Consider the following 15,141-nt stretch of genomic DNA (forward strand, 5'->3'; position numbering starts at 1 on the left):
GCCTTGACCGGTCCCGCGACGCCTGCGCCGCTTTCCAGCTGCTGGCGCGCCTCGTGCAGCTCGTCGGCCAGCAGCAGCGAGGCCATCAGGAACAGGCGCAGATCGCCGACATGGCCCACGTCGGACGCGATCTGGCGGACATTGGCGTCGAATTGCCGCGCCAGGATACGGACCCGCTCTTCCTGGCCGTCGGCGCAACCGACGGCATAGGGGCGACCGTTGACCTCTACCGTCACCGTGGCCATCAGCGCGTCTCCTCTTGGGCCGGGGCGTCGCCTTCGACCGCATCGTTGGCGGCCATGACCTCGCGGACGGCCTCGGCGGCGCGGGACAGGGCGTCGGCGGCGTCGCGGCCGGCGGCCTCCAGCGCCTCGATGCGGGCGACATCGGCGACGTTCGACGCGCGGGGCGCGAACAGGTCGTCGTCGGCGATCGGCGGGGCCGACGCGGGGCGCGCCTTCAGGTCCAGCACCTTGCGTTCCAGCAGGGCCAGCGCCTTGTCGATACGAGATTTTGCTGCCGAAACGGCGTCCATGGCGGTGCAGTCCTCCAGATTCCGTATAGAACCCGTGCGCGCGTCGGGGTAAAGCGGCGCCGCCCCGCTTTTTCCGTTTCTGAAAGGTCTCCGCCGTGACCGACGCCCTTCTCGCATCCGCCAAGGCCACCCCCAAACAGATGGCGGACGCCATTCGCGTGCTGGCGATGGACGGCGTGGAAAAGGCCAACAGCGGCCACCCCGGCATGCCGATGGGCATGGCCGACGTGGCGACGGTGCTGTTCTCGAAATTCCTGAAGTTCGACGCCAGCCGCCCCGACTGGGCCGACCGCGACCGCTTCATCCTGTCGGCGGGCCACGGCTCGATGCTGATCTACAGCCTTCTGCACCTGACCGGCTACAAGGACGCGACCAAGGAGCAGTTGTCGAACTTCCGCCAGTGGGGCGCCAAGACGGCCGGTCACCCGGAATACGGTCACATGGCGGGCATCGAGACGACGACGGGCCCCTTGGGTCAGGGCGTCGCCAACTCCGTCGGCTTCGCGCTGGCCGAACGTCATCTGGCGGGTCGTTTCGGCGAGGATCTGGTCGACCACCGCACCTGGGTGATCGCCGGCGACGGCTGCCTGATGGAAGGCGTGTCGCAGGAGGCCATCGCCCTGGCCGGGCGGCTGAAGCTGAACAAGCTGTGTGTCCTGTGGGACGACAACGAGATCACCATCGACGGCAAGGTGTCGCTGTCGGACGCGACCGACCAGTTGGCCCGCTTCAAGGCCTCGGGCTGGGCGGTCAAGGCCATCGACGGCCATGACATGGGCGCGATCAAGAAGGCCCTGGCCTGGGCGACCAAACAATCGAAGCCGACCCTGATCGCTTGCAAGACCAGGATCGGTCGCGGCGCCGCCACCATGGAAGGCAGCCACAAGACCCACGGCGCGGCCCTGGGCGCCGCCGAGATCGCCGCCACCCGCCTGGGCCTGAAGTGGACGCACGCCCCGTTCGAACTGCCCGAAGGCGTCGAAAAGGCCTGGCGCAAGGTCGGCAAGCGCGGGTCCAAGGACCGCAAGGCGTGGGAGGCCCGGCTGCTGGACCACGCGTCGCGCGACGACTTCACCCGCGCCATGGCCGGCGACCTGCCCGACGGCGCGTTCGAGGCGCTGGAGGCGAAGTTGAAGGCCGTCGTCGCCGAAGCCCCGGCCATGGCCACGCGCCAGTCGTCGGGCGTGGCGCTGGAGACCGTGTTCGACGCCATCCCCGAACTGATCGGCGGCTCGGCCGACCTGACCGGCTCGAACAACACCTTCGTCAAGAACACCCACATCCTGGACGCCCCGACCTATGAGGGGCGCTATGTGAACTGGGGCATTCGCGAGCACGGCATGGCCTCGGCCATGAACGGCATGGCGCTGCACGGCGGGGTGATCCCCTACGCCGGGACCTTCATGGTCTTTTCGGATTACAGCCGCCCGGCGATCCGCCTGGCCGCCCTGATGGGCGTGCGCGCGATCCACGTCCTGACGCACGACAGCATCGGCCTGGGCGAAGACGGCCCCACGCACCAGCCGGTCGAGCATCTGGCCGCGCTGCGCGCCATTCCGAACCTGCTGGTGTTCCGCCCGGCCGACACGGTCGAGGCGCTGGAGTGCTGGCAGGTCGCGTTGCAGAACAAGAAGGCGCCGTCGGCCCTGGCCCTGTCGCGCCAGAAGACCCCGGCCGTGCGCCTGACCGACGCGGGCGAGAACCTGTCGCGCAAGGGCGCCTATGAGCTGAAGGCCGCCAGCGGCGAGGCCAAGGTCACCCTGTTCGGCACCGGTACCGAAGTCGCGCTGGCGCTGAAGGCGGCCGAAACGCTGGAGGCGGAAGGCGCGCCGACCCGCGTCGTCTCGGTCCCCTGCTTCGAACTGTTCGAACAGCAGCCCAAGGCCTATCAGGACGCCGTCATCGGCCGCGGCACGGTCCGCGTCGCCATCGAGGCCGCCATCAAGCAGGGTTGGGAGCGCTTCATCGGCGAGGACGGCGCCTTCGTCGGCATGTCGTCCTTCGGCGCCTCCGCCCCGGCCGAAGTCCTCTACAAGGAGTTCGGCATCACCGCAGAGGCCGTGGTCGAGGCCGCCAAAGCGCGTCTGTAAGCGGATGCGCCGTCTCGCGCTCGCTCTGTCGATGAGCCTCGGCCTGTCGCTGGCGATAGGCGCGGCCGCCAAGGCGCGGGTCACGGATCCGGTGGCGGAGACGCCGGTCGTCATCGGCAAGTCCTACGCCCTGCCCTCGACCGTGATGGGCGGGCCGCGCGAGATCAACGTCTGGCTGCCCCCGGGTTATGAGGCCAGCGAGACGCCCTATCCGGTGCTCTATCTGCTGGATGGCGGGCGGGATCAGGATTTCCACCACATCTCGGGTTTGGCCCAGCTGGGCACTGTCAACGGCACGACGCGCGACGTGATCGTGGTGGGCGTCGCCTCGGTCGATCGCCGAAACGAACTGGCCCTGCCGACCGATGACCTCGAGCTGATCGCCCGCTATCCGACGCAGGGCCATTCCGACCGCTTTCGCCGCTTCCTGGCCGAAGAGGTCCAACCCTTCATCGAGGGTCGTTTCCGCACCGATGGCGACACGACCCTGATGGGCGAGTCCCTTGCCGGGCTGTTCGTGGTCGAGACCTTCCTCAAGGAACCACAGATGTTCGACGCCTATGTCGCCGTCAGCCCCAGCCTGTGGTGGGACGGCGGAAGGCTGGCGCGACAGTCGGGCGCGCATCTGCGGGATCATTCGAACGACCCGCGCACCCTGATCCTGACGCTCGGCGACGAGGGCGAGGAGATGCAGGCGCCGATGGATGTTCTGGTCGCCAATCTGCGCGACTACGCCATGCCGGGCGTCAAATGGGATTTCACCCCGCGCCCGACCGAAAGCCACGCCACCATCTATCATGGCGCAGCGCTGGACGCCGTCCGCCGCCTGTACGCCACCCCGACGCCCTGATCTGGAGTCTGACCCATGCGCCTCGGCACCCCGCTGTCCGACACCGCCGTCCGCGTCATGCTGCTGGGCTCAGGGGAACTGGGCAAGGAAGTCGCCATCGAGTTGCAGCGGCTGGGCGTCGAGGTGATCGCGGTGGACCGCTATCCCAACGCCCCCGCCATGCAGGTGGCGCACCGTAGCCACGTCATCCCGATGACCGATCAGCAGGTGCTGAACGGCGTCATCATGGCCGAGGCGCCGCATATCATCGTGCCCGAGATCGAGGCCATCGCCACCGACGCTCTGGCGGCCATCGAGGCGGCAGGCCTGGCGCGCGTCGTGCCGACGGCGCGGGCGACCCAACTGACCATGAACCGCGAGGGCATCCGCCGCCTGGCCGCCGAGGAACTGGGCGTCGCGACCAGCCCCTACGCCTTCGCCGGCTCGGCCGAGGAACTGGCGGCGGGGGCCGAGGCCGTCGGCTATCCCTGCTTCGTCAAGCCGGTGATGTCGTCGTCGGGCAAGGGCCAGTCCTATGTCGAGAATGCGGACCAGATCGCCCCCGCCTGGGATTACGCCCTGGCTTCGGGCCGGGTCGATACGACCCGCGTCATCGTCGAGGGACGCATCGATTTCGACTATGAGATCACCCTGCTGACCGTCCGCTCGCGCGGTGCCGACGGGGCGACGCGGACCGACTTCTGCGCCCCCATCGGCCATCGTCAGGTCAAGGGCGACTATGTCGAAAGCTGGCAGCCGCAGGCGATGACCGATGCCGCGCTGGCCAACGCGCAGGCCATCGCGGGCAAGGTTACAGACGCGCTCGGAGGGTGGGGCGTGTTCGGCGTCGAACTGTTCGTGAAGGGCGACCAGGTCTGGTTCTCGGAGGTCTCGCCGCGCCCGCACGACACCGGGCTTGTGACCCTGGCCACGCAGACGATGAGCGAGTTCGCCCTGCACGCCCGCGCCATCCTGGGCCTGCCGGTCGACGTGACCCAGCGCGAGATCGGCGCCAGCGCCGTCATCTATGGCGGAATGGAAGCGACCAGCGTCGCCTTCGACGGCGTGGCCGAGGCCCTGTCCGTCTCGACCGCCGACCTGCGCCTGTTCGGCAAGCCCGAAGCCTTCGATCGCCGCCGCATGGGCGTCGCCACCGCGCGAGGCGACACCACCGATCAGGCCCGCGAACGCGCACGCGAGGCGGCGAGCAAGGTGCGTGTGGTGGTCCCCTGATCCTTGTCCCGTCAGGAGACGGGTGATCAGTTCGTCGCTCGCAGCATCGTCACGGCCATGTCCAGCGCAGGATCGCGACCCGCGCGGCGATCTTCCAGCGTTCGGACGGCGAGGATGTCGGGCGTCACGCCGCGCTTTTCCAGTCGGACACCGCCAGTGGTTACGAAGTCGGCGCGGCTGAGGGTCAGCTGCCCACCGTCGGGCAGATCCTGATCCTGTGAAATCAGCACGGCCCCGGCGCTGCGCTCGCCGATCACGGCGGCGCGGCCCGCTTCCTGAAGCGCAGCGGGGGTCAGTTCGGCGGCGCTGCGGCTGGCCTTGTCGATCAGCACCGCCACGTCCATCGCATAGGGCGCGCCGCCCCCGCATCCGCCCGAGGTCCGCAGCACCACGCGCCGCCCGCTGCGGCCCGTGCGCTGGGCCCACGGCTGACTGGCCTTCAGGAAGCAGGACAGGACGGCGTCCGCCTCGGCCAGCCGCCCGCCGGGATTGGCGCGCAGGTCCAGAATGACGTCGGTTCCGTCCGGCAGGGCGGCCAATTGCTGACCCATCCAGCGACCCAGCCCGGCCTCAAAAGACCCGACCCGGATCACCGCCACCCCGTCACGCGACCGATCGACCGAAAAGGGCGGCGCCGGGTCCATCTCGCGCGGCAGGACCGACACCGCCCGCGCCTGACCGGCGTCGTCCGTCATGTCCAGCAGGACCGGCAGGCCCTCGGTCACCTCGATCTCGGGGCCCCAGGGGCGGCCGTCGATGCGTTGCAGTCGCCAGCCCAGCTCGACGCCCGCTTCCTCGGCCGGCGAACCGGCGCGGACCTGATCGACACGCCAGACGCCGTCGTTTTCGGGAAAGAGGGTCAGGCCCATGACCGCCCGGCGCTGACGCATCGCCTCGCGACGGCGCACCGCCGACGGCTGCGAGACCCCGGCGTGGTCGTCGTCCAGCAGACGCATCATGGTTCGCAGCACGACGTACAGGCTGCGCTCATCCGGAGCGGCGACAGCCTCGGGTCGATAGCGTTCCCGGGCGGCGTTCCAATCCACCCCGTGCAGGCCCGGGTCATAGTAGTTGCGCCGGGTCTCTTCCCAGACCCGGTCGAAGACGCGGGCGTTCAGCCGTGTGCGATCCACGGCGGGCGACCGGGCGTCGGCGGTGGGGGCGAGAAGCGGGGCCTCGGCCCAAACCGGCGCGGCGACGCTGGTCGCAACCAGCGTCGCAACCAGCACCGCCCGCAAACCTGTCCGGCCGTGCCGGTCGATCCTCAGCATGGACACAGACTAGGGCGCCCGACCGACCCCCTTCAAATCACGAAGCCGAGCCTGAGGATCCTGGATCAGCGCGATTCGGTCGGGGCGGCCAGGTCCAGACGACGGGTGATGATACGCACATCCGATCCTGACCCGCGCTCGCCGGCCTCCAGCGCGCCCGAACGGTCCTTGTCCATCCGGCGGAAGGCCTCGCGGATACGCGCCAGGAACTCATCCTCGGTCACGCGCCCGTCCTTGTCGGCGTCCAGGTCAGGCGCCTGATGAACCCCGTCGGCGCTGTCGACGGTGAAGATGCGAACGCCACCGGGGCCGTCGGACGCTCCGGCCAGGCCGCGGGCTACGTCGCCGCCGCTGAAGGCCATGATACGAGCGCCGCCTTCGCCCGCCGCACCCTGACCGGCCGCCAGTTCGTCCTTCGACAGCTTGCCGTCGCCGTCCTTGTCCATGCGGGCGAAGGCGCGATCCATCGGCGCGGCGAATTCCTGACGGCTGACGAAGCCGTCCCTGTCGGCGTCCATGCCCTCGCGATCTTCGCCCGCACCGTCCATGACCAGAATGCGGGTCTGGATTTCCACGGGCCCTGTCCGATCAGGGGCTGTCTGCGGGGCCAGGGTCGCCGCCACGGCCACGGCTGTCAGGGTCGAAAGGATAGGCATGGGTCGCTCCTGTGATCGTTGGAACCGACCTTGGATCACACACGGGCTTCCGCCGTGTTTCATTTGCAGAGGCGAATGTTTCAGGCCTGACATGACGCGGGCGAACGGGCAGGCGATAGTGGGGGCATGCAGGCTGATGCTCCCGCCCATATTCTGGTCGTCGACGATGACCCCGGTATCCGCGAGGTGCTGGGCGACTATCTGGAACAGCACGGCTATCGGGTCACCGGCGCCGGGTCGGCAGCCCAGCTGGATCAGGCCCTGGCCGCGGGCGCGCCCGACCTGATCGTGCTGGATCTGATGATGCCGGGCGAGGACGGTTTGTCCGTCTGTCGCCGTCTGTCAGGCAAGGGAACACCCATCATCATGCTCAGCGCCATGGGCGAGGACGCCGACCGGATCGTGGGGCTGGAGCTGGGCGCCGACGATTATCTGGCCAAGCCGTGCAATCCACGCGAACTGCTGGCGCGCGTGCGCGCCGTTCTGCGACGCCCGCGCGCGGCCGAAAGCGACGCCCCGGCCCTGCGTTTCGCCGGCTGGCGACTGGATCTGGTGCGGCGTGAACTGACGCGGCCCGACGGCGCCATGGTTCCACTGACAGGGGGCGAGTTCAACCTGCTGCGCACCCTGGCCGAGGGCGCGGGCCGGGTGTTCAGCCGCGACCAACTGCTGGAAAAGGCGCGCGGCGCCGACGCCGACATTTTCGACCGCGCCATGGACGTGCAGATCAGCCGCCTGCGCAAGAAGCTGGACGACGGCGGCGGCGACCTGATCTCAACCCTGCGCGGCGAGGGTTATCGCCTGAACGCCCGGGTCGAGCGGCGATGAAGCGTCCGTCCAGCCTGCCCATCCTTGTTCAGGTCGCCGTGTTGACGACGGCGGCGGTGCTCGCCTCCCTGGGTATCGCTTTCGCCATCGTGCTGCTGGCGCCGCCGCCACCGCCTGCGGGAATGACTGTTCAGGCCGCCGCCGAGGCTCTGGAGGGGCGTCCGGCGCGCATGGGCGACGGGAAGCCGCTGGTGCGCCGGATCGTCGCCCAGGCGCCTGCACCGGCTACGGGCGATGATGTGGTCTTCTCGCGGTTCCTGGGCGTCGTGCTCGCGGAACAGATGCAGCGCGGCCGCGATGATGTGCGCGTCATGGTCCCGACTTCGGGGGCCAGGAATTCATCACTGGGCGTCAGTGGGGAAGGCCCGACAGGCCTGCGCGAAACCCTGGTCCTGCGCCGTCGTGGCCCCGCCGCTGACGCGGCGTCCGACTCAGCGGCCCGGCTGAGGGGCGAGGGGCAGGTGACGAGCATTACGGCCCGCTCGATCAACGGCGGGCCGCCCGGCCAGATTGATGTGCTGACCCGGCGCCTGACCTTTACGCCGCGCGCGGTCGCGGCGCGTCAACCGGACGGACGCTGGGCCGTGGTCGAGCCGCCGCGCGACCTGCTGTCGCCGTGGCAGGCGCGGGTATTGGGCGCGCTGGGGGGCAGCCTGCTGCTGCTGGCGCCGCTGGTGTGGTGGATGGCGCGGCGCCTGACACGGCCGATCCGCCTGTTCGCCGTCGCGGCCGAGCGACTGGGCGCCGACCCCGAAGCCGCGCCCTTGGCCCCCTCCGGCCCGGCCGAGGTGCGCACCGCCATCGAGGCTTTCAACGACATGCAGGCCAGTCTGAAGCGCCATATGCGCCAGCGCACCCAGACGGTCGCCGCCATCGCCCACGACCTGCGCACCCCCCTGACGCGCCTGCGTTTCCGCGCCGAACAGGCGCCGGCCAGGGTGCGGGATCGCATGGCCGCCGATATCGAGGAGATGGACGCCCTGATCGGCCAAGCGATGGCGTATGTGCGCGGCGAGGCGCCGACGCATCGACGCGAGCGTTTTGATCTTGCGGTCCTGGCCAGCGAAGTCGCGCGCGGCTTCGCCGAAACCGGGGCGGCCGTCAGCGCCACCCTGCCCCAGCGCCTGTGGGTCGAGGCCGATCCCGCCGCCCTACGCCGCGCCCTGTCGAACCTGATCGGCAATGCGGTCAAGTACGCCGAGGCGACCGAGGTCACAGGACGCATCGACGGCGACACGGCGATCATCATCGTCGCCGACCGGGGGCCGGGCGTACCGGACGAGGATCTGGAGCTTCTGTTCGAGCCCTTCCGACGTGGCGAGGCTTCACGCAGTCGCGACACGGGCGGCGCCGGACTGGGCCTGACGGTGGCGCGTCAGGCGGCGCGGGCCGGGGGTGGCGACGTGGCCCTGGCCAACCGCCCGAAAGGCGGCCTGATCGCCCGACTCAACCTGCCTCTTGCGAGCTGAGCCGTTACAGTCGATCACGCCTTGTTACGCGGCCGGGGTTGAATCCCCGCGCGAGGGGTTCCATTGAGACGCCCAACGAACCACGCTCGGAACGAGCCGCCATCCCAGGAGACCGCCCCATGACCGTTCGCGTCGCCATCAACGGCTTCGGCCGCATCGGCCGCCTTGTCCTCCGCTCCATCGTCGAGCATGGCCGCAAGGACATCGAGGTCGTGGCGATCAACGATCTGGGCCCGGTGGCCACCAACGCCCACCTGCTGAAATACGACTCGGTCCACGGCCGTTTCCCCGGCACGGTCGAGCACGGCGACGACTGGATCGACGTCGGCACGGGCAAGATCAAGGTCACGGCCGAGCGCGACCCGGCCAAGCTGCCGCACGCAGAGCTTAAGGTCGACATCGCCTTCGAGTGCACCGGCATCTTCACGTCCAAGGACAAGGCCTCGGCCCACCTGACCGCCGGCGCCAAGCGCGTGCTGGTCTCGGCCCCCGCCGATAACGCCGACAAGACCATCGTCTTCAAGGTCAACCACGAGACCCTGACCGCTGACGACATCATCGTGTCCAACGGGTCCTGCACCACCAACGCCCTGGCCCCGGTGGCCAAGGTGCTTCACGACCTGTTCGGCATCGAGCGCGGCTATATGACCACCATCCACGCCTACACCGGCGACCAGCCGACGCTGGATACGATGCACAAGGATCTGTACCGGGGCCGCGCCGCCGCCCTGTCCATGATCCCGACCTCGACCGGCGCCGCAAAGGCCCTGGGCCTGGTCCTGCCCGAACTGAAGGGAAAGCTGGACGGCTCGTCGATCCGCGTCCCGACCCCGAACGTCTCGGTCGTCGATCTGAAGGTCGTCGCCGGCCGTGACGTCACCGTCGAAGAGATCAACGCCGCCCTTCAGGCCGCCGCCGATGGCCCGATGAAGGGCGTCCTGGCCACGACGACCGACCCGTTGGTCTCGATCGACCTGAACCACATCGCCGCCTCGTCCACCGCCGCCCTGCCGCAGACGCAAGTCGTCGACGGCAAGCTGGCCCGCGTCCTGACCTGGTACGACAACGAATGGGGCTTCGCGACCCGCATGGCCGACACGGCCCTGGTGATGGCGAAGTTCCTCTGAAATCCGGAATGGCCAGCGAGACCGAAGCTGTCGGCGAGGACCGCCCGATATCGCCTGTGGCGATTGTGCGGATCATCGTGACGCTTTTGATCTCGCTGGCCGTCGTCGGACTTGGCTTCAGCGGATGGAAGCCTGAGGTCTGGCTGTGGGGCGGAGCGCTCTTCACGTTCACCACCTTGGTGGGCAAGGGTTATCTCCATCCGCAGACGCTCCGATCCATTGTCGGTGCGGTGGGTTACCTGGGAGCGATTGGAATTATCCTCGCCATCCCAGTCTTCAATCTAGCCTTGGCCGCCGCCGTTCACGGCCTGGGATCTCTTATTGGCCTTGCTTGGCGAGCGATCACATGACCTTCCGAACCCTCGACGACGCTGCCGACCTCGCCGGCAAGACCGCCTTGGTTCGCGTGGACTTCAACGTGCCGATGGAGGGGGGCAAGGTCACCGACGACACCCGGCTGAAGTCCGCCCTGCCGACCATCCACCGCCTGCGTGAAGCGGGCGCCAAGGTCGTGCTGCTGGCCCACTTCGACCGGCCCAAGGGCGAGCGCGTCCCGTCGATGAGCCTGAAGCCCGTGGTCGAGCCGCTGGAACTGCTGCTGCACGGCCCCGCCCGCTTCGCCGACGACTGCGTGGGCGACGAGGCGAAATCGGCCATCGCCGATCTGGACGCGGGCGGCGTGCTGCTGCTGGAAAACGTCCGCTTCCACAGGGGCGAGGAAAAGAACGACCCGGCCTTCGCCGCCCAGTTGGCGGAACTGGGCGACCTCTACGTCAACGACGCCTTCTCGGCCGCGCACCGCGCGCACGCCTCGACCGAGGGGCTGGCCCGCCTGCTGCCCGCCTATGCCGGTTGCGCCATGGCGCGCGAGCTGTCGGCGCTGGATGCGGCCCTGGGCAATCCGCAGAAGCCGGTCATCGGCATCGTGGGCGGGGCCAAGGTCTCGACCAAGCTGGACCTGCTCAAGAACCTGGTCGCCAAGCTGGACTATCTGGCCATCGGCGGCGGCATGGCCAACACCTTCCTGTTCGCGCAAGGCGTCGATGTCGGCGGCTCGCTGTGCGAAAAGGACCTGGCCGACACCGCCCGCGAGATCATCGAGGAAGCCCGCCGTCAGGGCTGCGAACTGCTGCTGCCCGTTGACGTCGTGGTGGCCAAGGGCGTGAAGCCGGGTATCGAGTCGGGCGTCCGCGCTCTGGACCGCATCGCCGCCGATGACCTGATCCTGGACGCCGGTCCGGAAACCGTCGCCCGCCTGATGCGCGCCATGGACCTGTCCAAGACCCTGATCTGGAACGGCCCGTTGGGCGTGTTCGAGGTTCCACCCTTCGACAAGGCCACCGTGGCCGCCGCCAGACACGCCGCCGAACTGGCCAAGGCCGGCAAGCTGGTCGCCGTGGCCGGCGGCGGCGACACGGTCGCAGCCCTGAACCACGCCGGCACGGCCGACGACATGACCTTCGTCTCCACCGCCGGGGGCGCCTTCCTGGAATGGATGGAGGGCAAGGTCCTCCCCGGCGTCGAGGCCCTGCGCGCCTAGGACCAAACGGCGTCTCCTGCCCGCCACAGGCCCGCCGTTCCTTGCCAGAACGGGCGATTGGTCCTGTAACACGGCGTGACTTCCGGGCCGGTCGAGGCTAAACCTCGGGCAAAATATAAACGGGCTCAGGAGACTAACCATGGCGCGCATCACGCTGCGACAGTTGCTGGATCACGCGGCGGAGCAGGGCTACGGCCTGCCGGCCTACAACATCAACAACATGGAGCAGGGCCTGGCGATCATGGAGGCGGCCGAGGCCGTCAATGCGCCGGTCATCATCCAGGCCTCGCGCGGCGCCCGCAGCTACGCCAACGACATCGTCCTGGCCAAGCTGATCGACGCCTTGGCCGAACTGTATCCGCACATCCCGGTCTGCATGCACCAGGACCACGGCAACGGCCCGGCGACCTGCGCCACCGCCATCCAGTACGGCTTCACCTCGGTGATGATGGACGGCTCGCTGGAAGAAGACGCCAAGACCCCGGCCAGCTACGAATACAACGTCGACGTCACCCGCCGCGTCACCGAAATGGCCCACGCCTGTGGCGTCTCGGTCGAGGGCGAGTTGGGCGTTCTGGGCAGCCTGGAAACCGGTATGGGCGAGGCCGAGGACGGCCACGGCTTCGAGGGCAAGCTGGACCACTCGGCCCTGCTGACCGACCCGGATCAGGCCGTCGATTTCGTCAAGGCCACCAAGGTCGACGCCCTGGCGATTGCGATGGGCACCAGCCACGGCGCCTATAAGTTCAGCAGGAAGCCCGACGGCGAAGTCCTGGCCATGAATGTGATCGAGGAAATCCACCGCCGCCTGCCGGACACCCATCTGGTGATGCACGGCTCGTCCTCGGTGCCGCAGGACCTGCAGGACATCATCAACGCCTACGGCGGCCAGATGCCCCAGACCTGGGGCGTCCCGGTCGAGGAGATCCAGCGCGGCATCAAGCACGGCGTGCGCAAGATCAACATCGACACCGACAACCGCATGGCCATGACCGGCGCGGTGCGCAAACTGCTGATGGAAAAGCCGGGCGAGTTCGACCCGCGCGCCTGGCTGAAACCTGCCAAGGAAGCGATGCGCAAGCTGTGCATTGAGCGCTATCAGCAGTTCGGCTGCGAGGGTCAGGCGTCCAAGATCAAGCCGCTGTCCACCGCGCAGATGGCCAAACGCTACGCCTCGGGCGAACTCGCCCCCCACTTCGGCGCCGCCACAAACCGCGCGGCCTGATTCGAAGCCAGAAACAGAAAAGGGCGACCCGACGGGCCGCCCTTTTCAGATCACCAGACGTCCAGCCGACGCCGGACGTCTTCCAGTTCCCGCTCGGCATAGCGCAGGTCGCGTTCGGTCTCGCGCATGTCGCGGCGCGCGTCTTCAAGCTCGCCGCGGACTTCACGGATGCGGTTGCGGATCTGCTCGCGTTGGGCGTCGGTCAGGCCCGATTGCCGCAGCTCGCGCTCCTTGGCGTCCAGCTTCTCGGCGCGATCGGCGGCGCGGTTGCGGGCCGAATTGACGGCGCTTTCGGCCGAAGACACAGCGCTTTCAGCGGTGTGCAGTGTTCGCCCGTCCTGATAGGCGGGCAGGAAGCTGCGTTCCAGATTGGCGGGGCAAACGCCCTTGTATTCACTGCCCTTGCGCCCTGCCTCGAAGCCGCCCCGCGGCGTGCAGTATTCACGCAAGCCCGCGTCGCGAGCCGAAAGATAGGCGCGTTCGTCCGGGGCGACACCGAATTTGGCGCAGGCCTCGGCGTGTTCCGACAGGCGACTGGCATCCTGGCCTTCGCGGCCGTCCTTGAAGCCGCTCTCGCTCCAGTCCCCGGCCAAGCACTGGTCCTCACTCATGGTGGCGCAACTGCCCAAGGCGATAGCCGCAGCCGCCAGTGCGCCGGCGATGATGATCCGCATGGTGGTTCTCCCCGGAATGCGCAAAGGTTAACGCCAGGCTCGCCACCGTTGGCAAGCCTGCCCGTCGAAAGTTTGACGTGCTAGGCACGGGTGTGACCGATCCGACATCCGACCTCGACGACGCCGACCCGACCACCGTGCTGACAGCGCACGTTGCGCCCGGCGCCGCGCGGCTGGACAAGGCGCTGGCCGAAGCCGTCCCGATGCTGTCGCGCGCCCGTATCCAGGCGCTGCTGGACGAAGGGGCGATCTATCTGAACGGCGCGACCGTCAGCTCAAAATCGAAGCCTCTACCCGGCGACTATGAGATTGTTCTGCCGCCGGTCGCGCCTGCGGATCCGCAGCCCGAGGATATTCCCCTGACGGTCCTGTTCGAGGACGTCGACCTGATCGTCATCGACAAGCCCGCCGGCATGGCCGCCCACCCGGCGCCCGGCTGCGAGACCGGGACCCTGGTCAACGCCCTGCTGCATCACTGCGGGGCCTCGCTCTCAGGCATCGGCGGCGTCGCCCGTCCGGGCATCGTCCACCGGCTGGACAAGGACACCTCGGGCGTCATGGTCGCCGCCAAGTCCGATCGCGCCCACGCCGGCCTGTCGGCCCTGTTCGCCCGCCACGACATCGAGCGTACATACATCGCCCTGGCGCGCGGCGCGCCGACGCCCGAGAAAGGTCGGATCGAGACCCGCATCGGCCGCTCGACTCACGACCGTAAAAAGATGGCCGTGCTGAAGACCGGCGGGCGCGATGCGATCACCGACTATGTCGTTCAGCGGACCTTCGGCCAGCCCGCCAGGGCGTCAGGCGCCCCCCTGGCCGCGCGCGTCGCCTGCACCCTGCATACCGGCCGCACCCACCAGATCCGCGTGCATCTGGCGTCCAAGGGCTCCCCCCTGCTGGGCGATCCCGTCTATGGCTCGGGCAGCCCCGCCGCGCCCGTCCGCGCCGCCGTTACTGACGCCGGCCTGACCCGCCAAGCCCTGCACGCCGCCGTCCTCGGCTTCGTCCACCCGGTGACCGGCCAGGCGCTCCGCTTCGAAACGACGCCCCCCGAAGATATGCAGCGGCTCGAGGCCCTGCTGGTCGAACTTGATTAGCAACACCTGATGTGCTAGATAACCGTCCAATCGGTTAAGTGGCGCCGGCGCAACGGTCACGCTTTCGTGTGACGATCCGCCCCTAAAAATGGCGGCAACCCATCGCTACTTGTCCGGTTGAGGGGTGAGGCGACGGCGCACATTCGGTGGCCGCAGCCGCAGAGCCTGCTCGTACTTCGGTCGGAGGGACCATATGGCTGCCATTAAATCACTCGCGGTGATGTCGCCTGAACAGGGGCTGTCGCGATACCTGACGGAAATCCGCAAATTTCCGATGCTGACCAAGGACGAGGAGTTCATGCTGGCGAAGCGCTGGTCTGAACACCAGGATGCCGAGAGCGCGCACCGTCTGGTCACGTCCCATCTTCGTCTCGTGGCCAAGATCGCCATGGGTTATCGCGGCTACGGCCTGCCGATCGGCGAGGTGATTTCCGAAGGCAACGTCGGTCTGATGCAGGCCGTCAAGAAATTCGATCCGGACAAGGGCTTCCGCCTGGCGACCTACGCCATGTGGTGGATCCGCGCCTCGATCCAGGAATACATCCTGCGCAGCTGGTCGCTCGTGAA

The 15,141-nt window shown here is 68.5% G+C and carries 16 protein-coding genes; 11 read left to right on the forward strand and 5 right to left on the reverse strand.

The window, feature by feature from the left end; all coding sequences use genetic code 11:
• Positions 1-245 (reverse strand): cell division protein ZapA (locus EON91_RS11830; RefSeq protein WP_292094974.1); only part of this gene is annotated, 245 nt, incomplete at its 3' end.
• A complete protein-coding gene (locus EON91_RS11835) occupies positions 245-535 on the reverse strand; it encodes a hypothetical protein (protein WP_292094975.1) in 291 nt (96 codons plus the stop codon). The genes EON91_RS11830 and EON91_RS11835, both read right to left, overlap by 1 nt.
• A 140-nt stretch (positions 536-675) precedes the next feature.
• Here EON91_RS11835 and tkt point away from each other — a divergent pair, with 140 nt between their 5' ends.
• Genes tkt through purT form a run of 3 tightly spaced genes read left to right on the forward strand, consistent with a single transcriptional unit; the run spans position 676 to position 4,687 of the window.
• Positions 676-2,625 carry a transketolase gene (tkt, locus tag EON91_RS11840; RefSeq protein ID WP_292094999.1) on the forward strand — a complete coding sequence of 650 codons (1,950 nt, stop codon included), beginning with the start codon at positions 676-678 and terminating at the stop codon, positions 2,623-2,625.
• A 4-nt stretch (positions 2,626-2,629) separates the two neighbouring features.
• Positions 2,630-3,475 carry an alpha/beta hydrolase-fold protein gene (locus EON91_RS11845; RefSeq protein WP_292094976.1) on the forward strand — a complete coding sequence of 282 codons (846 nt, stop codon included), beginning with the start codon at positions 2,630-2,632 and terminating at the stop codon, positions 3,473-3,475.
• 15 nt (positions 3,476-3,490) lie between these two features.
• A complete protein-coding gene (gene purT, locus EON91_RS11850; RefSeq protein WP_292094977.1) occupies positions 3,491-4,687 on the forward strand; it encodes a formate-dependent phosphoribosylglycinamide formyltransferase in 1,197 nt (398 codons plus the stop codon).
• 26 nt (positions 4,688-4,713) lie between these two features.
• On the opposite strand, the gene EON91_RS11855 is transcribed toward purT, so the two are convergent.
• Complete coding sequence (locus EON91_RS11855; protein ID WP_292094978.1) at positions 4,714-5,958, reverse strand: S41 family peptidase; 1,245 nt, start codon at positions 5,956-5,958, stop codon at positions 4,714-4,716.
• Between the two features lie 65 nt (positions 5,959-6,023).
• On the reverse strand, positions 6,024-6,614 hold the full coding sequence (locus EON91_RS11860; RefSeq protein WP_292094980.1) for a hypothetical protein: 591 nt from the start codon (positions 6,612-6,614) through the stop codon (positions 6,024-6,026).
• 126 nt (positions 6,615-6,740) lie between these two features.
• On the opposite strand from EON91_RS11860, the gene EON91_RS11865 reads away from it, so the two are divergent.
• From EON91_RS11865 to fba, 6 genes are all read left to right on the forward strand, one after another.
• Complete coding sequence (locus EON91_RS11865; RefSeq protein ID WP_292094981.1) at positions 6,741-7,442, forward strand: response regulator transcription factor; 702 nt, start codon at positions 6,741-6,743, stop codon at positions 7,440-7,442.
• Positions 7,439-8,911, forward strand: coding sequence for an ATP-binding protein (locus tag EON91_RS11870; RefSeq protein WP_292094983.1), 1,473 nt, complete (start codon positions 7,439-7,441; stop codon positions 8,909-8,911). The genes EON91_RS11865 and EON91_RS11870 overlap by 4 nt, the downstream gene beginning before the upstream one ends.
• A gap of 119 nt (positions 8,912-9,030) precedes the next feature.
• Positions 9,031-10,038 carry a type I glyceraldehyde-3-phosphate dehydrogenase gene (gene gap, locus EON91_RS11875; protein ID WP_292094986.1) on the forward strand — a complete coding sequence of 336 codons (1,008 nt, stop codon included), beginning with the start codon at positions 9,031-9,033 and terminating at the stop codon, positions 10,036-10,038.
• Between the two features lie 8 nt (positions 10,039-10,046).
• Complete coding sequence (locus EON91_RS11880) at positions 10,047-10,388, forward strand: hypothetical protein (RefSeq protein WP_292094988.1); 342 nt, start codon at positions 10,047-10,049, stop codon at positions 10,386-10,388.
• Complete coding sequence (locus EON91_RS11885; RefSeq protein WP_292094990.1) at positions 10,385-11,578, forward strand: phosphoglycerate kinase; 1,194 nt, start codon at positions 10,385-10,387, stop codon at positions 11,576-11,578. The genes EON91_RS11880 and EON91_RS11885 overlap by 4 nt, the downstream gene beginning before the upstream one ends.
• A 139-nt stretch (positions 11,579-11,717) precedes the next feature.
• The gene (gene fba / locus EON91_RS11890) at positions 11,718-12,803 is read left to right on the forward strand and encodes a class II fructose-bisphosphate aldolase (RefSeq protein WP_292094992.1); all 1,086 of its coding nucleotides are present in this window, start codon (positions 11,718-11,720) and stop codon (positions 12,801-12,803) included.
• A 50-nt stretch (positions 12,804-12,853) separates the two neighbouring features.
• On the opposite strand, the gene EON91_RS11895 is transcribed toward fba, so the two are convergent.
• The gene (locus EON91_RS11895) at positions 12,854-13,477 is read right to left on the reverse strand and encodes a DUF2799 domain-containing protein (RefSeq protein WP_292094994.1); all 624 of its coding nucleotides are present in this window, start codon (positions 13,475-13,477) and stop codon (positions 12,854-12,856) included.
• Positions 13,478-13,614: 137 nt separating this feature from the next.
• Between EON91_RS11895 and EON91_RS11900 the strand changes: the two genes are divergently transcribed.
• Positions 13,615-14,574, forward strand: a complete 960-nt coding sequence (locus tag EON91_RS11900) for an RluA family pseudouridine synthase (RefSeq protein WP_292095001.1) — start codon at positions 13,615-13,617, stop codon at positions 14,572-14,574.
• A gap of 193 nt (positions 14,575-14,767) precedes the next feature.
• The coding region (locus EON91_RS11905; RefSeq protein ID WP_292094997.1) for a sigma-70 family RNA polymerase sigma factor at positions 14,768-15,141 on the forward strand (374 nt) is incomplete at its 3' end.

The sequence above is a fragment of the Brevundimonas sp. genome (genome assembly GCF_004210735.1).
GTDB lineage: Bacteria > Pseudomonadota > Alphaproteobacteria > Caulobacterales > Caulobacteraceae > Brevundimonas.